Source organism: Streptomyces sp. NBC_00388 (assembly GCF_036061255.1).
Classification (GTDB): domain Bacteria; phylum Actinomycetota; class Actinomycetes; order Streptomycetales; family Streptomycetaceae; genus Streptomyces.
Window position 1 is genome coordinate 5,881,053 of the sequence record NZ_CP107948.1, and the last position, 22,304, is coordinate 5,903,356.

Here is a 22,304-nt window from a genome sequence, read left to right on the forward strand (position 1 = left end):
CGCCATGGGCACGGCGATGTTCTTCTCCGCTTTCACCCGGGCCGCCGTCGGCGACAGATGCCGCAACGGCGAGGCCGGTTTCGTTCCGCCTTCTTCGCCATCCCGAAAACTCTCATCGAAGGTGTGGATCGGCATGCACGAAAACGGCTCCACCCCGTCATACATAGGCACCGAAGAACTCATGGAAATCACCGCGGCCCAACAGGGCGTCTGGTATGGGCAACTGGTCGACCCGGACAGCCCGAAATACAACATCGGGGAATGCTTCGAGATCCGCGGTGACCTCGACGAGACGTTATTCGCCGCGGCCCTAGACCGGGCCGCGGCCCTGTGCGACAGCCTCAACACCGAGTTCGTCACGGACGGCGACACCGTACGCCAGCGTGTCGTACGCCGGCCGCAGGACGGAACCAGCCGGCTCCGTCTCGTCGACCTGACCGGGGACGCCGATCCGGCCGCCGCGGCCGAGCGCTATCTGACCGCCGACATGGCCGCCGTCGACAGGCTCGACGCCCCGCACCACCACTTCGCGCTGCTGCGTCTCGGCGCCCGGCTGCACTACTGGTACGTCCGCTTCCACCACATCGCCACCGACGGGCTCGGCGGCGCCGTCTTCGCCCGTACGGTGGCCGATCTCTACGGGCGTGCCGCGCGGGGTGAGGACCTCGCCGCTGCCGTGCTGCCGGCCGCGCCCCTGGCCGACCTTGTCGCCGACGAGGCGGCCTACCGCGGTTCGGAGCGGTACGAGGCCGATCGCGCCTACTGGACCGGCAGGTTCGCGGACCTCGCCGCCGACGGCACCGGTGATCCGGCGGATGCCGGGGCCGGACCGGACGCGCACGGCAGCAGAGCGCTCATCCGGCGGCGCACCGACACCCCCGCGCCGGCCGGTTCCGACGGCCAGGACGTCCGGCTGCACACCGGTGACACCCTGCCCGTCGCCGTCCTCGACGGTCTGCGGCGGCTCGCCTCCGCCCACCGCACCACCTGGTCCGCCGTCCTGGTGAGCGCGGTCGCCGCCTACACCGGCCGGGCCACCGGGACGCAGGACATCACCGTGGGGCTCGCCTCGAACGGCCGCCACGGCGGGCTGCGGCACATCGTCGGCATGACCGCCAACATCCTGCCGCTGCGCCTGACCCTCGCCGCGGACATGACGGTCGGCGCCTTCGTGCGCGCCGTCGCGGCCGAGATGCGCGGCGCCCTGCGCCACCGCCGCTTCTCCCGCGAACAGCTGGCCCGCGAACTGAACATGACCGACGGCGCGGCGCGGCTGGCCGGTGTCGTCGTCAACATCATGGGCTACGACTACGACCTCGACTTCGACGGCGCCCCCGGCGCCTCCCGGGTGCTGTCGATCGGACCGGTCGACGACGTGTCGCTCTTCGTGTCCGAACGCTCCGAGGGCAAGGGGCCGTTGATCGGCTTCGACGCCAACCCCGGGCTGTACCGGCCCGAGGACGTGCAGCTGCACCAGCGGGCCGTCGTCGCCTTCGTCACGGCCCTGGCCGGTGCGGACGACGGTGTCCTCCTGCGTGACCTGCCCTTCCTCGACGAGGCCGCCGCCCTCTCCCTGCGTGCGCAGGGCCGCGGCGACGGGCTGCCCGCGGAAACCGTGGAGACGGGCCTGCCGGAGGCGTTCCGTGCGTGCGCCCGCCGCGCACCCGGCGCCCCGGCGGTGGTGGACGGCTCCGCCACCCTCTCGTACCGGGAACTGGCGCGGGCCGCCGACGCTCTCTCCGGCGCCCTGACCGGCTGGGGAGTCGGACCCGAGGACGGCGTCGGCGTTCTCGTGGCCCGCTCGGCCGCCGTGGTGCCCGCCACCCTCGGCGCCGTCGGCGCGGGCGCGGCCTACGTACCGATGGACCCCGCCTGGCCGGCCGAACGGCTCGACCGTGTCACGGAGATCGCCCGGGTCCGTGCCCTGGTGACCGACGAAGCCACCGCAGGAGAGCCCTGGGTGCAGGAGGCCTCGGCCGTGCTGCCGCTGATCGTCGTCGACGCCCTCGGCCGGATCGTGCGCGGTGCTCCGCCGCGGCCCGGACCACTGCCGCGCGTCACCCGCGGCGACCGGCTCGCCTACGTGATGTTCACCTCGGGCTCCACCGGCCTGCCCAAGGGCGTCGGCGTCACCCACGCCGACGTTCTCGCCCTGGCCGCCGACGCCACCTGGGCGGGTGGTGTGTCCGACGCGGTGCTGCTGCACTCGGCCTATGTGTTCGACGCCTCCACCTTCGAGATCTGGGCGCCGCTCCTGAACGGCGGCCGTGTGGTCGTCGCACCCGGCGGCGTCCTGGAGGCCACGGTCCTCCGCGACATGGTGGACCTGCACGGGGTGACCGCGCTGTTCCTGACGACGGCGCTGTTCAACGTGGTGGCCGAGACGGACCCGAAGGCGTTCGCCGGGCTGCGCCTGGTCGCAGCGGGCGGCGAGGCCGCGACCCCGGAGCTGATGCAGCGGGTGGCTGCCGCCGTACCCGGCACGCGTGTCCTGCACGTGTACGGCCCGACGGAGACCACGACCTTCGCCGCCCGTCATCAGGTCGCCCCCGCCACCGGCGGCGTGCCGCCCATCGGCCGGGCCCTCGACGGGATGGCCCTGTACGTGCTCGACGACGCCCTCGCCCTCGTTCCGCCCGGCGTCGTGGGGGAGTTGTACGTGAGCGGCCACGGCGTCGCGCGCGGCTACCAGGGCCGTACCGCGCTGACCGCCACCCGGTTCGTCGCCGACCCGTACGGAGCGGGCGGGGCCCGGATGTACCGCACGGGTGACCTCGTCCGCTGGACCGCGGGTGGCGACATCGAGTACGTCGGGCGCACGGACGGGCAGGTCAAACTCCGCGGCTTCCGCATCGAGCCGGCCGAGACCGAGAACGTCCTGCTCGCCGACGCGGATGTGCGCGCCGCCTGTGTCCTGGTCCGCGAGGACACAGGCGGCGACCGCAGGCTCGTCGCCTACGTCGTGCCCGCCCCCGGTGCCCGGCTGGACGTCTCCGCACTGGCCCGCAGGGCCGGGCGCGCCCTGCCCGCGTACATGGTGCCCTCCGCGTTCGTGCCGCTCGACGCGCTGCCCCTGAACCCCAACGGCAAGGTCGACCGCCGCGCCCTGCCGGCCCCCCGCGCCGCCGCCACCTCGGGCCGGGCCCCGCGCACCGCCTATGAGGAGGTCCTGGCCGGTCTGTTCGCCGACGTCCTGGGCGTGACCGCGGTCGGCATCGACGACAGCTTCTTCTCGCTGGGCGGCCACTCGCTGCTCGCCACCCGCCTCGCCGGCCGGGTGCGGACGGCCCTCGGCGCCGAACTCGGCCTGAGCACCCTCTTCGAGCACCCCACCGTCGCCTCGCTGGCCGCCGTCCTGGACACCACAGGACCGGCCAGGCCCGTGCTCTCCCCGCAGCCCCGGCCCGAAGCGGTTCCGCTGTCCTTCGCCCAGCAGCGCCTCTGGTTCCTCAACCGGGCCGAGGGCCCCGGCGACAGCTACAACGTGCCGCTCGTCCTCGAACTCGACGGTCCGCTGGACACGGACGCCCTGCGCGGCGCACTCGCCGATGTGGTCGCCCGGCACGAGAGCCTGCGCACCGTCTTCGCCGAACACGACGGCGTCGCCCGGCAGGAGGTACGCGAGGCGGACGCCGCAGGGTCGCTCGTCCCCCTCGTCATCGAACCGGCACCGGACGGGGAGACCGCGGCCGGGCCGCCGGGGGAGGAAGCGTGGGCGGAGGAGGCCGTGCGCCGTCTGACGACCGCGCCCTTCGACCTCACCGGTGAGCCCGCTGTCCGCGTCCATCTGCTCCGGCAGGGCCCCGGCCGCCACACCCTGGTCCTCGTCCTCCACCACGTCGTCGCCGACGGCTGGTCCCTCGCCCCGCTCTGCCGGGATCTCGGCGCCGCCTACCGCGCCAGGACCGAGGGCGCGGGCACCCCCGACTGGGCCCCGCTGCGGGTGCAGTACGCCGACTACGCGCTCTGGCAGCGCCGGCTGCTCGGCGACGACAGCGATCCGGACAGCCTCGCCGCACGTCAGCTCGCCTTCTGGGAGGAGGCGCTGCGCGGCGCCCCCGACCTGCTGGACCTGCCCCTCGACCGGCCCCGCCCCGCGGTGGCCGGCCACGGGGGCGGCGCCGTCCCCTTCGAGCTGCCCGCCGACGCGCACGCCGCGCTCGTCCGGCTCGCCCGCAGCGTCGGCTGCACCCCCTTCATGGTGCTCCAGGCGGCGCTCGCCGTGACGCTGCACGCCCACGGCGCCGGCACCGACATCCCGCTCGGCACCGCGGTGGCCGGACGTACCGACGAGGCCCTCGACGACCTCGTCGGGTTCTTCGTCAACACCGTCGTCCTGCGCACGGACCTGTCAGGCGACCCGGCCTTCCGTGAACTGCTCGTCCGGGTCAAGGAGTTCGACATCGCCGCGCTCAGCCACGGCGACGTCCCCTTCGAGCGGATCGTCGAGGCGCTCAACCCCGAACGGTCCGGTGACCACCACCCGCTGTTCCAGACCATGCTGGTCCTGCAGAACCAGGAGCGGGCGGGGCTCGACCTGCCCGGCGTCACCGTCCACGACCGCTCCCGGCACCGCGGGGGCAGCAAGTTCGACCTGACGTTCTCCCTCACCGAAAACAGCGGCCCCGCCGGCGACAGCAGCTCCGCCGGCACCGGAAGAGCCCCCGGAGCCACCGGACCCGGCGAAGGCGCCGCACCCGCCGTCCGGGCAGCGCGTGGGGCCGCGGACGCCCCGTCCGGCCCAGGAGGCATCGGCGGCTACCTGGAATACGCCACCGAGCTCTTCGACGCCGCCACCGCCCGCGCCCTGTGCACCCGCTTCGCCCGCGTCCTGACCCTGGCCGTGACCCGGCCCGACCTGGCTGTCAGCGAACTGGACCTGCTCGCCCCCGGCGAGCGGGACCACCTCATCGCCCTGGGGCGCGGGGCCGAGCGGCCGCTGCCCGTCCTCACCGTCCCCGAAGCGGTACGGGAGCGGGCCGCACGCACCCCGCACGCGGTCGCCGTACGCGACGCCCGCACCAGCCTCACGTACACCGCGCTCGACTCCCGTGCCGACGACCTCGCCCGCGTCCTGCGCGAGCGCGGCGCGGGCCCCGAACAGCGGGTGGCCATCGCCGCGCCGCCCTCCGTCGACACCGTCGTGGCCATGCTGGCCGTCCTGCGGGCCGGCGCCGCCTATCTGCCCGTCGACCCGCAGTACCCGCCCGCCCGGATCCGCCACATGCTGGACGACGCCCGTCCCGTCCTGCTGCTCACCACCACCGGCGTGCACCCGGCCCTGCCCGCCTGCGACGTACCGTGGCTCGCCCTCGACGACCCGGCGGCGGCCCCGCCCGCAGACCCCTGCGCGCCTCTGCCGGACGCACCCCGCCCTGCGGACCCCGCGTACGTCATCTACACCTCGGGCTCCACCGGCCGCCCCAAGGGGGTCGTCGTGTCGCACGCCGCCCTGGCGAACCACATGGCCTGGATGGCGCGGCACCTGGCGATCACCCCGGACGACCGGGTCCTCGCCCGTACCTCGTCCAGTTTCGACGCCTCCGTCTGGGAGCTGTGGCTCCCGCTGATGAACGGCGCGGAAGTCTGTGTGCTGCCGCACGGGGCCAACACGGAGCCCGCGACGCTGGTCTCCTGGATGAGCCGGTTCGGTGTCACGGTCGCCCAGTTCGTCCCGTCCCACCTGGCCCTCGTCCTCACCGAGGCCGCGCACGCCGCACCGCTGCCCGCCCTGCGCGCCGTACTCTGCGGCGGCGAACCGCTGCCGCGGACCCTCGCCGACGATGCCGCAGCGCTGTGGCGGGCCGAGGTGCACAACCTCTACGGGCCGACCGAGGCCACCATCGACGCGACCGCCCACCGGGCCGGCGGCCCGGAGAGCGGCGCCCACGCGTCCGCCGGCTCGCCGTACGAGACCGTGCCGATCGGCCGGCCCGTCGACACCATGCAGACCTACGTCCTCGACGGCCGGCTGCGGCCCGTACCGCCCGGCGTCACCGGGGAGCTCTACCTGTCGGGGCCGAACCTCGCCCGCGGCTACCTGGACCGCCGGGGCCTGACCGCCTCCCGGTTCGTCGCCGACCCGTTCGACGCCACCGGCGCCCGCATGTACCGGACGGGCGACCTCGTACGGTGGAACAGCCGCGGCCTCCTCGACTACGTGGCCCGCGCCGACGACCAGGTCAAACTCCGCGGCTTCCGCATCGAGTTGGGAGAGGTCGAGGCCGCGCTCCTGGCGCGCCGCGGTGTCACGGCCGCCTGTGCGGTGATCCGTGAGGACGCACCCGGCCGGGGCCGCCTCGTCGCGTACGCCGTCACCGGGGACCCGGCCCTGCGCCCCGTCGCCCTGCGCGACGCGCTCGCCGAGACCCTGCCGCACTACATGGTGCCCGGGATCGTCGTCGTCCTGGACGACCTGCCGCTCCTGCCCAGCGGCAAGGTGGACCGGCGGGCCCTGCCGGAGCCCGGGGCGGACCCCGCGGACCTCTCCGCGGCGGCGGGGCAGCGCACCCTCCGTGAGGACCTGCTCGCCGGTATCTTCGCCGACGTCCTGCAACGGCCCAGAGTGCGCCCGCACGACAGCTTCTTCGACCTCGGCGGGCACTCGCTCCTCGCCATGCGGGTCGTCAGCCGGGTCCGCGCCGTCCTGGGCGCCGAGATCGCCGTGCGCACCCTCTTCGAACACCCCACCGTCGCGGGCCTGGCCCGCGTCCTCGACGCCCCGGGCCGGGCCCGGCCGCCGGTGCTGCCCGCCGTGCGGCGGCCCGATCCGCTGCCGCTCTCCTTCGCCCAGCAGCGCCTCTGGTTCCTCAACCGGCTCGAAGGCCCCAGCTCCGCCTACAACATCCCGCTCGTCCTCGAACTCGACGGAGCCCTGGACCCGGACGCCCTGCGCGCCGCCCTGCGCGACGTCGTGGAGCGGCACGAGGCACTGCGCACGCTCTTCCCCGAACGGGACGGCACACCGCACCAGTCGGTGCTGCCCGTCGAAGACGCCGCACCTCCTCTGCCGGTGGTGAGCACGGCGCCCGCCGGCCTGGAGGCGGCGGTGCTGGCCGCCGTGCGCGAGCCGTTCGACGTCATGACCGACCCGCCGATGCGTGCCCTGCTGCTGCGCTCCGCACCCGCCCACCACGTGCTGGTGCTCGTTCTGCACCACATCGCGGGCGACGGCTGGTCCCTCGCCCCGCTCGCCCGCCATCTCGGCGACGCCTACCGGGCCCGCCTCGCGGGACGGCCGCCGGAGCGGGCGGCCGGAATCCCGCTCCAGTACGCCGACTACACGCTCTGGCAGCACGCCGCCCTGGGCGACGGTGTCGCCCCGCAGAGCGTGCTCCGCCGGCAGCTCGACCACTGGAACACCGCCCTTGCGGGCCTGCCCGGGCTGATCGACCTGCCGCTCGACCGGCCACGCCCCGCCACCACGGACCCCAGGGGCGCCGTCCACACCTTCGACGTACCGCCTGCCCTGTACAGCGGGCTCCTGCGCCTGGCGGGGGAGTCGGGCAGCAGCCTGTTCATGGTGCTCCAGGCGGCGGTCGCCACCTTGCTGCACCGGCACGGCGCCGGCGACGACATCCCGCTCGGCTCGCCCGTCGCCGGCCGCACCGACGAGGCGCTGGAGGATCTGGTCGGTTTCTTCGTCAACACACTCGTCCTGCGCAACGACCTGTCCGGCAACCCGACCTTCAGTGAACTGCTGTTGCGTGTGAGGGAGTTCGACCTGGCTGCCTATACGCACCAGGACGTACCCTTCGAGCGTCTCGTCGAGAGCGTCAACCCCGCGCGGGCGCGCAACCACCATCCGCTGTTCCAGACCATGCTGGTCCTGCAGAACCAGGAGACCGCCCGCCCCGAGCTGCCCGGCCTCACCGTCGAGGACCGGCTCGTCCACAACGGCCTGAGCAAGTTCGACCTCACCTTCGCCTTCAGCGAGGAGCCGGGCGAGGGCGGCCTGACCGCCGGGATCGAGTACGCCACCGCCCTCTTCGACCGGAGCACTGTCGCATCCCTCGCCGACCGTCTGGTCCGCCTCCTGGAGCAGGTGGCCGCCGATCCCGCCCGGCCGCTCCAGGGCTACGACCTGATGACACCGGACGAACACGCCCGGGTCGCGCGCTGGGGCACCGGCCGGGCACTGCCCGCACCCGCCGGTGACGCAACTCTGCCCGCGCTCTTCGCCGTCCAGGCCCACCGCACACCGGATGCCGTGGCCGTCAGCGACGACCGCGCCGCCCTCACCTACGCCGAACTGGACCGGATCTCCGCCGACCTCGCCCGCGCACTCGCGGGCCTCGGCGCCGCCCCCGAGTCCGGGATCGGCGTGCTGCTCACCCGGTCGCCCGCCGTGGTGTCGGTGTCCCTCGGCGCGGTCCGTGCGGCCGGCGCCTACGTCCCGCTCGACGCGCGCTGGCCGGCGGAGCGGCTCGCACAGGTCGCAGGGGTGGCCGCCGTACGCGTCCTCGTCGTCGACGAGGACGCGTACGCCTCACCCTGGGTGGCCGAGACGGCCCGCAGGATGCCGGTCCTGGTCGTGGACCGGCTCGGCCGGATCCTGCGGGGCGCGCCCGCGCGGCCGGGCCGCCCGGCCGCCGTGCCGGGCCCCGGAGCCCTCGCCTACGTGATGTTCACCTCCGGCTCCACCGGCCTGCCCAAGGGCGTCGGAGTCACCCACGCCGACGTCGTGGCGCTGACGGCCGACAGTGCCTGGCAGGACGGTGCGGCCGACGCGGTCCTGATGCACTCGGCGTACGTCTTCGACGCCTCCACCTTCGAGATCTGGGCTCCGCTGCTGCACGGCGGCCGGGTCGTCGTCGCACCGGACGGTGTCCTGGAGGCCCGCTCTCTCGGCGACGCCGTCCACGAACACGGGGTGAGCGCCGTCTTCCTGACGACGGCCCTGTTCAACGTGATCGCCGAGACCGACCCCGGCGCGTTCGGCGGCCTGCGGCTGGTGTGCGCCGGGGGAGAGCTGGCATCGCCCGACGCCATGCAGCGGGTCGCCGGGACCGCCCCCGGCGTTCGCGTCCTCCATGTGTACGGGCCCACCGAGACCACCACCTTCGCCACCCGTTACGACGTGGCAGCCGATCTGCCGCCGGGCCCGCCCCCCATCGGGCGCTCCCTGGACGGCATGCGGCTGTACGTGCTCGACGGCTCGCTCGGCCCGGTCCCGCCGGGTGTCGTGGGCGAGCTGTACCTCGCGGGGCGCGGGGTGGCACGCGGGTACACCGGGCTCCCGGGGCTGACCGCCGCGCGCTTCGTGGCCGACCCGTTCGATCCGGCAGGCGGCCGTATGTACCGCACGGGCGACCTCGTCCGGTGGACGGGCGACGGGCAGATCACCTACGTCGCCCGGGCCGACAGCCAGGTCAAACTGCGCGGCTACCGCATCGAACTGGGCGAGATCGAGTCCGTGCTGGCCTGCTGCGAGGGCGTCGCCGACTCCTTCGCCGTCGTCCGCGAGGACATGCCGGGCGACCGGCGGCTCGTGGCGTACGTAGTGCCGGCCGCCGGGGCGCGACCCGACTCCGGCGACCTCGCCCGGGCCGTCGGCCGGTCCCTGCCCGCCTACATGGTGCCCTCGGCGTTCGTCCTGATCGGCGCGCTGCCGCTGACGCTCAACGGCAAGGTGGACCGGCGTGCCCTGCCGGAGCCCGCGCAGGGTGCTCCGGCGCCCGGGCGCGCCGCCCGCACCGCACGCGAGGAGATCCTCTGCGGCCTCTTCGCCGACGTACTCGGGCTCGGCACGGCCGGCGCCGACGACGACTTCTTCGCGCTGGGCGGCCACTCCCTGCTCGCCACCCGTCTGGCCGCGCGCATCCGGACGGCGCTTGCCGTCGAGGTCCAGGTCAAGGACCTCTTCGAGCACCCCACACCGGCCGCGCTCGCCGCCACGCTGGACAGCGCGGGGGAGGCCAGGGCCCCGCTGGAGCGCGCCGGGCACCGGCCCGATCCGCTGCCGCTCTCCTTCGCCCAGCAGCGTCTGTGGTTCCTCAACCGGTTCGAGGGGCCGAGCGCCACGTACAACGTGCCGCTCGTGCTCCGCCTGGAGGGGCCGCTCGAAGCGGATGCCCTGGAGAGCGCCCTGGCCGATGTCGTGGAGCGCCACGAGAGCCTGCGCACCGTCTTTCCCGAAACGGACGGGGTGGCGCGCCAGCTGGTAATCGACGCCGGCGGCGCCGACCTCGACCTGACACCCCGGGACACCGACCCCGCCCGCCTGGACGAGGTGCTGACGGCCGAGGTGGCGCACCCCTTCGACGTGGCCGCCGAACTCCCCGTACGGGCCCGGCTGATGCGGCTCGGCGCCGACATCCACGTCCTCGTGCTGATCGTCCACCACATCGCGGGCGACGGCTGGTCCCTCGCCCCGCTCGCCCGGGACCTGGGCGAGGCCTACCGGGCGCGCGTCGAGGGCGAGGAGCCCGCCTGGACGGAACTGGGCGTCCAGTACGCCGACTACACCCTGTGGCAGCGCGCCCTGCTCGGCGCCGAGGACGATCCGTCCAGCCAGACAGCCCGACAGCTGGACTTCTGGCGCACCGCGCTGGCCGGCGCCCCCGGCCTGCTGGACCTTCCCTGCGACCGGCCGCGCCCCGCCGTCACGGCGTACCACGGTGACGCGTTCGCCTTCCCGGTGGACCCGGACACCCACCGGGCTCTCACGGATCTCGCCCGGGCCCGCGGCTGCAGCCTCTTCATGGTGCTGCAGGCGGCCCTTGCGGTGCTCCTCTCCCGGCACGGCGCCGGCGAGGACATCCCGCTCGGTACCGCGGTCGCCGGACGCACCGACGAAGCACTCGACGACCTGGTGGGGTTCTTCGTCAACACCCTTGTCCTGCGCACCGACCTGACCGGGGACCCCACCTTCGGTGAAGTGGTGGACCGGGTGCGGGAGTTCGACCTGGCCGCCTACGCCCACCAGGACGTGCCCTTCGAGCGGCTGGTGGACGTCCTCAGCCCGTCCCGTGCCCAGGACCACCATCCGCTCTTCCAGACCATGCTCGTCCTCCAGAACCAGGCCGACACCGTGCTCGGCCTGCACGGCCTCGCCGTCACCGAACAGCCCGTGCGCACCGGTATCAGCAAGTTCGATCTGACCTTCACCTTCACCGAGACGCGTGACGGCGCGGGCCGGCCCGCCGGTCTCGACGGCGTCCTGGAGTTCTCCACCGCACTCTTCCTGCCCGCCACGGCGCACGGTCTTGCCGCCCGTCTCACCAGGCTGCTCGCCGTGCTCGCCGCCGACCCCGGCGTACGCGTCCACACCGTCGACGTCCTGGACACGGACGAGCTGCGGAGCCTGGAGTACGCCGCACGGGGACCGGTCCGGCCGTCCACGGCGCGCACGGCGCCGGAAGCCTTCCGTGCGCAGTGCGGCCGTACCCCCGGCGCGATCGCCGTACGGGACGGGGCGCGGCTGCTCACCTTCGCCGAACTGAACTCCCTCTCCGGCGACTTGGCGGGCCATCTGCACGGCCGGGGCATCGGACGCGGCGACCTCGTCGCTGTCGCCCTGGAGGGCACCGCCGACCAGGCCGTCGCGATGCTGGCGGTGGCCAGGGCCGGGGCGGTCTGCCTGCCGGTCGACCTGGAGTACCCCGCGGCGCGTATCGCCCACATGCTCGACGACGCCCGCCCGGCGCTGCTCCTCACCCACGGCACCGCCCGTACGGCACGGCACGGGCTGTCCGTCCCGTGCCTCGCGCTCGACGACCGGGCGGCCTGGGCCGGCGGGCCCGCCGCCGTCCCGCCAGCCGCCGCACCGGGCCCGCAGGACGCCGCGTACGTCATCTACACCTCGGGCTCAACCGGCCGCCCCAAGGGTGTCGTCGTCACCCACGCCTCCCTGACCAACCACATGGCCTGGATGGCGGACCACCTCGGTCTGACCGGCGACGACCGGGTCCTCGCGCGCACGTCGCCGAGCTTCGACGCGTCGGTCTGGGAGACCTGGCTGCCTCTGCTGCACGGCGGCTCCACCTGCCCCGTGCCGCCCGCCGCCAACCACGACCCGGCCGGGTTGCTGGCCCGGATGCGCGACGCGGGCGTGACCGTCGCACAGTTCGTGCCCTCGCACCTCTCCGTCGTCCTCACCGAGACCCGCCCCGGCGAGGCACCCGCGACCCTGCGGGCCGTCCTGTGCGGCGGCGAACCTCTGCCCAGGTCCCTGGCGCAGCGCGTCCAGGAGGCCTGGCAAACCGAGGTGCACAACCTGTACGGGCCCACCGAGACGACCATCGACGCCACCGCCCACCACTACCGCGCGGGGGCGGCGGGGCTCCCGGCGGGGGAGGGGACCGTGCCGCTCGGCCGGCCCGTCGACAACACCCGTGCGTATGTCCTCGACACCGGCCTCCGCCCGGTCCCGCCGGGTGTCACCGGCGAGCTGTACGCCGCAGGCGACGGTCTCGCGCGCGGCTACCTGGGGCGCCCCGGCCTGACCGCAGCGCGCTTCGTCGCCGATCCGTACGGCCCCCCCGGGAGCCGTATGTACCGCACGGGCGACCTCGTGCGGCGGGACGCCGGGGGGCTGCTCACCTATGTCTCCCGCGCCGACGACCAGGTCAAGCTGCACGGCTTCCGGATCGAACCGGGCGAGATCGAGGCCGCGCTCACCGCGCTCGAAGGCGTCGGCGCGGCCTGCGTCCTCGTCCGTGAGGACCGGCCCGGTGAGCGGCGGCTGGTCGCCTACACCGTGCACGAAGGCGCCGGCCGGCCGGACGACGCCGAACTGCGCTCCCGGCTCACGTCGGCCCTGCCGCCCTACATGGTGCCCGCCGTCTTCGTCGCACTCGACGCGCTGCCCCTGCTCCCCAACGGCAAGACCGACCGGCGCGCCCTGCCCGCCCCGGCGCGGCCCGCGGCCACCCGGCCCGGCGGGCAGCCGCGTACGGCGCAGGAACACGTCCTGTGCGACGTGTTCGCCTCCGTCCTGCACGCCCCCGCCGTCCGCACGGACGACGACTTCTTCGCGCTGGGCGGCGACAGCATCCTCTCCATCCAGCTCGTCAGCCGCGTCCGCGAGGCCGGTCTCGCCGTCACACCCCGCGATGTCTTCGTCCACCGGACGCCCGAGGGCATCGCGGCCGTCGCCGGCCCGCTGGGCCCGGCCGCAGCCCCGGCCGAACAGGGCACCGGCGAGATGCCGCCGACGCCCATCGCCGCCTGGCTCCTGGAGCGGCCCGGCACGACGGACGGGTACAACCAGTCCGGGGTGCTGCGCACACCGGTGGGGGCCGGTGAGGACAGTCTCGTCGCCGCCCTCCAACTCCTCATCGACCACCACGACATGCTGCGGCTGCGGGTCGTCCGTCCGGCCGCGGGCGAACCCGTCGTCGAAGCCCTGCCGCCCGGCGCCGTACCCGCCCGCCGCCGCCTGACCCGTATCGATGTCACGGGCCTCGGCGCCGACGCCGTCCGCACCGCCCTCACCGCCGCGGGCGAACAGGTCCGCAGAAGGCTGCGGCCCGCGCAGGGCAATGTGATCGAAGCCGTCTGGTGCGACGCGGGCCCGCACGCCCAGGGGCGCCTGCTGCTCGTCGTGCACCATCTGGCCGTCGACGCGGTCTCCTGGCGCATCCTCGCCGCCGACCTCGCGACCGCCTGGCAGGCGGTCACCGGCGGCGGGACACCCCCGGACGCTGCGGCGCTGCCGGCCGTCACCACCTCCTACCGGGGCTGGGCCCAACTCCTCGCCTCCCAGGCCCGCGACGCCGCCAGGGAAGCCGAACTCCCCTTGTGGCAGGCGGCACTGAGCACCCCGGACCCACAGCTCGGCTACCGGCCGCTCGACCCCGACCTGGACACCGCGGACGGCACGCGCACCGTGGTCACCCATCTCCCCGCCACCTGGGCGAAGGCGCTGCTCACCACCGCCCCCGGAGCCTTCCACGCCGGCGTGGACGACGTCCTGCTCACGGGCCTCGCCCTGGCCGTCTGCGCCTGGCGGGAGGAGCGGGCGGCCCGCATCGGCGGACCCGGGCCCGGCGGCACCGCGGTCCTCCTCGACCTGGAGGGCCACGGCCGCGAGCAGATCGCCGACCACACCGACCTGTCCCGCACGGTCGGCTGGTTCACCAGCCTCTACCCGGTCCGGCTCGACCCCGGACCCGCCGGCGCCCCCGGACACTTCGACGCCGCACTGGTGGAACGCGCCGTCAAACGCGTCAAGGAGCAGCTGCGGGCGGTGCCGGACCGCGGTGTCGGCTACGGAATGCTGCGCCACCTCAACCCGGCGACCCGCCCCCTGCTGGCCGCCGCGCCCGAACCCCAGATCGGCTTCAACTACCTCGGCCGGTACACCGCTTCACCGGATACGGCAGGAGGCGGCGCAGGCGCGGACTGGGACGTACTGCTCGACGGCGGCGGCCCGCGCAGCCAGGACCCGGACATGCCCGTCCACCACGTCATCGACATCAACGCGCACACCGAGGACCTGCCGGACGGACCCCGGCTTGTGACCCGCTGGACCTGGCCCAGCGACCTCCTCAAGGAGGAGGACGTGGGGGCGCTGTCCGACGCGTTCGGCCGCGCACTGCGCGCCATCGCGGAACACGCCGGACGACCCGACGCGGGCGGCTACACGCCGTCCGACCTTCCCCTGGTCTCGCTCAACCAGGCCCAGATCGACCGACTGCAGAACAGATGGGGTGGACGCAAGTGACCGGGTTCCAGCTGGAGGACGTACTGCCGCTGACGCCGCTTCAGGCGGGCATGCTCTTCCACGCGCTGTACGACTCCCACACCGTGGACGTCTACACCGCGCAGTTCGTCTTCGACCTCGAAGGCCCCGTCAGCGGTTCCGCACTGCACGCCGCCATCGGCGGCCTGCTGCGACGCCATGCCAACCTGCGGGCCGGCTTCCTCCACGAGGACCTGGACGAGCCCGTGCAGGCCATCGCCGCCGACGTACCGGTGCCCCTGGAGGAACTGGACCTGACCGGGGCGGACGGCGAAGGCACGACGGACGAGCGGCTCGCCGCCTTCCTCGCCGCCGACCGCACCCGCCGCTTCGACCTCGCGACCCCGCCCCTGATGCGGTTCACACTGGTGCGCACCGCGCCACAGCGCCACCGGCTGGTCATGACCAGCCATCACATCCTCCTCGACGGCTGGTCGATGCCGCTGCTCGTACGCGAGCTCTTCGAGCTGTACGCCGGCCAGGGCGACGACAGCGCCCTGCCCCGCGTCGCCCCCTACCGCACCTACCTCGCCTGGCTGGCCCGGCAGGACCGGGCCGCCGCGCTGGACACCTGGCGCACCGCCCTGGCCGGGATCGAGGCGCCGACCCTGCTCGCCGGGCGGCGCGGCGCGGACGTACCGGACTCCGGCGACCTGCCGGGGACCCTCGTCCTCGACCTGGGAGCGGCCACGACACAGCGGCTGCGGGAGACCGCCCGCGCCCACCGGCTCACCCTCAACACCCTGGTGCAGGGCGCCTGGGGCCTCCTGCTCGGCCACCTCACCGGACGCCCCGACGTCGTGTTCGGCACCACGGTCTCCGGCCGGCCGCCGGAGGTCCCGGGCATCGAGACGATGGTCGGGCTGTTCATCAACACCGTGCCGGTGCGGCTGCGCCCCGAACCGGGCGAGACCCTGGCCGCGCTGCTGACCCGGCTCCAGGAGGAACAGGGCCGCCTGCTCGGCAGCCAGCACGTGGGCCTGACCGAGATCCGGGGCGTCACCGGCCTGGACGAACTCTTCGACACCCTGGCCGTGTTCGAGAACTACCCGATGGACGCCGAGGCCCTGCGCACGGCGCAGGGCCGGCTGCCCGGCCTCGCGGTCACCGGGTTCAGCGGATCCGACGCGGCCCACTACCCGCTCACCCTCACCATCGCTCCCGGCGATTCGCTGAGAATCACCTTCGGGTACCGGGCCGCCGTCCTCGGCCGCGACGAGGTGGCGCGCACGGTCGCCCGTATGCGGGGGCTGCTGACGGAGCTGGCGCAGGGGCTCGACCGGCGCGCCGATACCGTCCCCGTCCTCCTCGAGGGCGAGCACGAGGCACTGACCGCGCAGGGCCGGGGCGGTGAACCGGCCACCGGATCAGGGCACATGAGCATCCCGGACGCCTTCGCCCGGCTCGCCCGCCGGCATCCGGACACGGTCGCGGTGTCCGGGGCCGGGGAGCAGCTGACCTACCGGCAGCTGCACGCTCTCTCCGATGAGCTGGCCGGCGCCCTGACCGGGCTCGGGGCCGGGGCCGAGGACGGCGTCGGCGTCCTCATGGGCCGTTCGGCCGCCCTGGTCACCGCCTCGCTCGCGGCCCTGCGCGCGGGCGCCGCCTATGTGCCCCTCGACCCGGACTGGCCCGCCGAACGGCTGGAGCGGGTAGCCGAAGTCGCCGGGCTGCGCGTCCTGATCGCCGACGAGACCACCCGGAACCACCCCTGGGTGCGCCGGCTCGGCCGGGACGTGGCCGTGCTGACCGTCGACACCGCCGGACGGGTCCGCGGGGGAGGCCCGGCCGCTCCTGGGGCCCTGCCCGCCGTCACGGGCGGCGCCCGTCTCGCGTACGTCATGTTCACCTCCGGCTCCACCGGCCTGCCCAAGGGGGTCGGTGTCACCCACGCGGACATCGGCGCCCTCGCCGCCGACCGGACCTGGGGCGACGGCGCGGCCGTCGCCGTCCTGCTGCACTCGGCGTATGTCTTCGACGCCTCCACCTTCGAGATCTGGGTCCCCCTCCTCAACGGCGGCCGCGTGGTGGTGGCTCCGGCAGGACCCCTCCAGCCCGCCGTGCTCCGCGACCTGGTCGCTGAGCACGGTGTGACGGCGGCCTTCCTGACGACCGCCCTGTTCAACGTCTTCGCCGAGACCGACCCGGGCGCCCTCGGGCTGCTGCGCCTGGCCGCCGCCGGAGGTGAGGCCGCCGCCCCCGGCGTCCACCGGGGCCTGGCCGCCGCCCACCCCGGCACCACGGTCCTCAACGCCTACGGGCCGACCGAGACCACCACCTTCGCCACCCTCCACCCCGTCCGCCCCGATGACGCCCCGGGCGCCGTGCCCCCGATCGGCAGGCCGCTCGACGGCATGCGCACCTACGTCCTGGACGCGGCGATGCGGCCCGTACCGCCCGGCGCCGAGGGCGAGCTCTATGTCTCGGGCGCCGGTGTCGCGCGCGGCTACCTGGGGCGCCCGGGCCTGACCGCCGCCCGGTTCGTCGCCGACCCGTTCGCCGGCACCGGGGCTCGTATGTACCGCACCGGCGACCTGGTGCGCCGGGCCACCGACGGCGCGCTGCACTACGTCGCCCGCGCCGACCAGCAGATCAAACTGCGCGGCCACCGCATCGAACCCGGCGAGATCGAGGCGGCCCTGCTCGCCGACCCGTCCGTACGCGCCGCCTGCGTCCTCGTCCGCGAGGACCTGCCCGGCGACCGCACCCTCACCGCGTACGTCGTCCCCGCGCCCGGGCACACCCCCGACCGGGACGTGCTCGCCGCGCGGCTCGGCCACGCGCTGCCCGCCTACCTGGTGCCGACGGTGATCCAGGCGCTGGACGTGCTGCCGCTGACCGCCAACGGGAAGGTCGACCGGACGGCGCTGCCCGCGCCCGCCGCGGTGCCCGGCGCGGCGGGCCGGGCACCGCGCGGCGCCCACGAGGAGATCCTCGCCGGGCTGTTCGCCGACGTGCTCGGGGTGGGCCGCGTCCGTGTCGACGACAACTTCTTCGCCCTGGGCGGCCACTCCCTGCTCGCCACCCGGCTCGTGGGCCGCATCCGCACGGCGCTCGGCGCCGAGGCCGAGATCCGCACCCTGTTCGAGAATCCCACCGTCGCCGCGCTCGCCACCGCCCTCGCGGACGCGGGCCGCCCCGCCCGCCCCGCCCTCGTGCCGCAGGAACGTCCCGCCCGGCTCCCGCTGTCGTACGCGCAGCAGCGCCTGTGGTTCCTCCACCGGCTCGAAGGTCCCTCCGCCACGTACAACATCCCCTTCGCGGTGCGCCTCGACGGGCCGCTCGACACGGAGGCCCTGCGGCGGGCGTTCGGCGACGTCGCAGGACGGCATGCCGTCCTGCGCACCGTGTTTCCCGAGAACGACCGCGGACCGTACCAGCACATCACCGCCCAGGAGGACGCCCGGATCCCGTTCGCCGTGGAGGCTGCCGACGAGGAGAAGCTCCCCGGCCTGATCCGCGCCGCCACGGCCGAACCGATCGACATCGAGCACCATCTCCCGCTCCGGGCGACCGTGCTGCGCCTCGCCGACGACGCCCACGTCCTGGTGCTCGTGATCCATCACATCGCCGCCGACGGATCGTCGCTCGCGCCCCTCGTCCAGGACCTCGGGACCGCCTACCGGGCCCGTACCCGCGGCGGGGAGCCGGAGTGGGCCCGGCTGCCCGTCGACTACGCCGACCACACGCTCTGGCAGCGCCGCCTGCTCGGGGACGAGCACGACCCGCAAAGCCTCGTGTCACGCCAACTCGCCTACTGGAAAGATGCGTTGGCCGGGCTGCCGGAGAGGGTCGAGCTGCCTTGGGACCGTTCGCGGCCCGCTGTCCCCCGGCACACCGGAGCCACCTGCGACTTCACTGTCGACCCCGCCGTCGCCGCGCGGGTCGCCGACCTCGCCCGCACCAGCGGGTGCAGCGTCTTCATGGTGCTCCAGGCCGCCCTGTCCCTCGTGCTCTCCCGGCACGGCGCCGGTGACGACATCCCGCTGGGCACAGCGGTCGCCGGACGCACCGACGAGGCCGCGTCCGGTCTCGTCGGGTTCTTCGTGAACACGCTCGTGCTGCGCACGGACCTCACGGGCGACCCGACGTTCCTCGAACTCCTCGACCGCGTCAAGGAGTCCGACCTCTCCGCGTACGCACACCAGGACGTGCCCTTCGAGCGCCTGGTGGAACTGCTCAACCCCGCACGCGGGCAGAGCCACCATCCGCTCTTCCAGACGATGCTCGTCCTCCAGAACCACACCCCGGCCGCCGCCGTCGGCCTGCCGGGCCTCGCCGTCAGCGGCGTGCCCGTCGACACCGGGGTCAGCAAGTTCGACCTGTCGTTCACCTTCACCGAGACGTACGACGACAGCGGCGCGCCCGGCGACATGCGGGCGGCCGTCGACTACGCGACGGAGCTCTTCGACGCGCCGACGGTCCGCGGCCTCGCCGACCGGCTCGTCCTGCTGCTCGGCGCTGTCACCGCCGACCCCGGCCGCCCGCTGCGCACGTACGACGTGCTGACCACGGCCGAGCACACGCGCATCGCCGCCTGGGGAACGGGACCGGCCGGGGGCGCGCCCGCCGCGACCGTCCCCGCGCTGTTCGAGCAGTGGGCCCGGCGCACCCCCGGCGCCCCGGCGGTCCGCGACGCCCGCACCACCCTCACCTACGGTGAACTCGACGCCAGGGCCGACACCCTCGCGCGTCATCTCGCCGCGCGGGGCATCGGGCCCGAGGACCGGGTGGCCGTCGCGCTGCCCCGCACCCACGAGCTCGTCGTGGCCCTCCTCGGCATCCTCAAGGCCGGCGCCGCCTATGTGCCGCTCGACCCCGACTACCCGGCCCAGCGCCTGTCCTACATGCTCGACGACGCCCGGCCGCGGCTGCTCCTCACCACCCCGGGGCTCCACCGCGGCCTCCCGGAGTCCGCCGTGCCGCACCTGTACACCGAGGACCTCGCGGGCAGCACCCCGCCCGCCGCGGCCGGCCCGGCTCCCGTCCCGCTCCCGGCGCACCCGGCGTACGTCATCTACACGTCCGGCTCCACCGGCCGCCCCAAGGGCGTCGTGGTCACCCACCGCGGCGCCGGCGCGATGGCCAGGACCCAGAGCGAGCGGCTGCGCGCCGCCCCCGGCAGCCGGGTGCTGCACATGGCGTCCGTCAGCTTCGACGCCGCGTTCTGGGAGCTGTGCATGGGCCTGCTCTCCGGGGCCTGCCTGGAGATCGACGAACGTGACGCGCTGCTGCCCGGCCCCGGACTGGCCGCTCTGGTCCGCGAGCGCGGCATCACCCACCTCACGCTGCCGCCCGCCGCACTCGCGGTGATGCCGCCGGGCTCGCTGCCCCGGGGGACCACCCTGGTGCTCGCCGGTGAGGCGTGCCCGCCGGCCCTGGTGCACGCCTGGGCGCGGGACCGCTTCCTCGTCAACGCCTACGGCCCCACCGAGACGACCGTCTGCGCCACCATGAGCCCCTTCCAGCACGCGGACGGGCCGCTCGCGCCCGGCCGCACCGTATCCATCGGCGCCCCCGTGGACGGCACCCGGGTCCATGTCCTGGACGACCGGCTGGCACCCGTGCCGCCCGGCGTCGTCGGCGAGCTGTACGTGTCGGGTGAGGGGGTGGCCCGCGGGTACCACGGCCGGGCCGCCCTGACCGCGTCCCGTTTCGTGGCCGACCCCACCGCCCGTACGGGGGGCCGCATGTACCGCACAGGCGATCTGGTGCGGTGGACGGCCGACGGGCAGCTCGTCTACGTCTCGCGCGTCGACGATCAGGTCAAGCTCCGCGGCTTCCGCATCGAACTCGGCGAGATCGAGGCCGTGCTCACCGCGCTGCCCGGCATCGCGGCGGCCTGCGCCGCGGTGCGCGAGGACCGGCCGGGCGACCGGCGTCTCGTCGCGTACACCGTGGCCGCGGACGGTGCGTCCGGCCCGGACGAGGCGGAGGTGCGCGCCCACCTCGCCGCGACGCTGCCCGGCCATATGGTCCCCGCGGCCCATGTGCGTCTCGGCGCCCTGCCCCTCACCCCCAACGGCAAGACCGACCGGCGCGCCCTGCCCGCACCGCACCGTGAGGCACCGGCGGCGGCAGGCCGGGCACCGCGTACCGAGCGGGAGCGGGCCCTGTGCGAGGTGTTCGCGGAGACGCTCGGTGTGCCCGACGTGGGTGTCACCGACGACTTCTTCGCCCTGGGCGGCCACTCCCTGCTCGCGGTGACCCTCGCACGGCGGATCGGGGAGCGGTGCGGTGTGCGGCCCTCCCTGCGGGCGGTGTTCGCCGCGCCCACCGTCGAGGGCGTCGACCGTCTGCTGGGCAGCACACGGGGGGAGCAGGACCAGGAGAGCACCGGCCAGGGCCCCGGGCACGGCCCGGGCGCCGGCGGACGGGGCGACGAGCGGGGTGGCGCGGCCCCGCTGGACCTGACCGCCGAGGTCCGGCTGGCCCCGGACATCACGGGCACCGCGGCCTCGGTGCCCGCACCCGCGCGCAGGACCCTCCGTCCTTCCGCACGGCCCCTGCTGACCGGCGCGTCCGGCTTCCTGGGCGCCTTCCTCCTGCGCGACCTCGTCGAGACCACCGACAGCCCGGTCGACTGTCTCGTACGGGCCGGGGACGAGCACCGCGCGGCCCAGCGGCTGCGGGCCAACCTGGAGCACTACGGCCTGTGGCGCCCCCGGTACGCGGACCTGATCCGCCCCGTACCCGGCGACCTCGCGGCCCCCGGCCTCGGCCTGCCGCCGGGGGAGAGGGCCGCCCTGGCCCGGCGGCTCGGCCCGGTCCTGCACAACGGTGCACGCGTCAACTTCGCCGCCCCGTACGGCGATCTGCGCGCCTCCAATGTGTCCGGCACGGAGGAACTGCTGCGTCTGCTCGCCGACTCCGCCTCACCCGGGATGCACTACGTCTCGACCACCAGCGTCTACGCCCCGGCGTCCGGCCCCGACCCCGTCACCCTCACGGAGTCCAGCCCGACGGGTCCCGCGTCCGGTCTGCCGGACGGGTACGCGCAGAGCAAGTGGGTCGCGGAGGGGCTCGCCGGCCTGGCCCGCGAACGGGGCCTGCCGGTGACCATCCACCGGCCCGGCCGTATCAGCGGAGACACCGCCACCGGCGCCTGCCAGGACCGGGACCTGCTGTGGCAGCTCATCAAGGGCTGCCTCCAGGCGGGCGCGGTGCCCGACCTGCCGTACGGCTCGACCGACTGGGTGCCCGTGGACTACGTCAGCGCGGGGGTCGTGGCGCTCTGCCTCTCCGGCCGGGCCGGCGCGCAGACGTACCACTTCACCAACCCGGACGCCCCGGGCCTGGACCGTGTCTTCGCGGCGGCCGCCCGCCTGGGGCACGCACTGGACAGCGTTCCCGCCGCGGAGTGGCAGGCCCGGGTGGCGGCGCAACCCGACAACGCGGCGCAGCTGTTCCTCGGGGACGAGGACCAGACCCGGCACGAGGCGGCGGACCACCGCCGCTTCGACTCCCGCCGGACAGCGGCTGCCGCAGCGGAACTCGGCGTACACCCGACTCCGCTGACCGACGAGATCCTGGCCCGCTACCTGGGCTACTTCCACGGGACGGGCTTCCTGCCCGCGCCGGGGGCGCCGGTCTCGCCGTAAGAGGGGGGGCGCACAGG

General features: G+C 74.8%; 2 protein-coding genes. Both read left to right on the forward strand.

Annotated elements, in window-relative coordinates; genetic code table 11:
* The first annotated feature begins 133 nt into the window (after positions 1 to 133).
* Entirely contained in the window at positions 134 to 14,668 is a 14,535-nt protein-coding gene (locus OG917_RS26340; RefSeq protein WP_328320187.1) for a non-ribosomal peptide synthetase, read from the forward strand.
* Positions 14,665 to 22,287 (forward strand): non-ribosomal peptide synthetase, encoded by a 7,623-nt coding sequence (locus OG917_RS26345; RefSeq protein WP_328320189.1) that lies wholly within the window; start codon positions 14,665 to 14,667, stop codon positions 22,285 to 22,287. Before OG917_RS26340 ends, OG917_RS26345 begins: the two co-directional genes overlap by 4 nt.
* The last annotated feature ends 17 nt before the right edge of the window (positions 22,288 to 22,304 follow it).

Bases quoted from the DNA above. Each gene is read 5' to 3' on its own strand.
- OG917_RS26340 (WP_328320187.1), top strand. From the start codon at position 134: ATGCACGAAAACGGCTCCACCCCGTCATACATAGGCACCGAAGAACTC.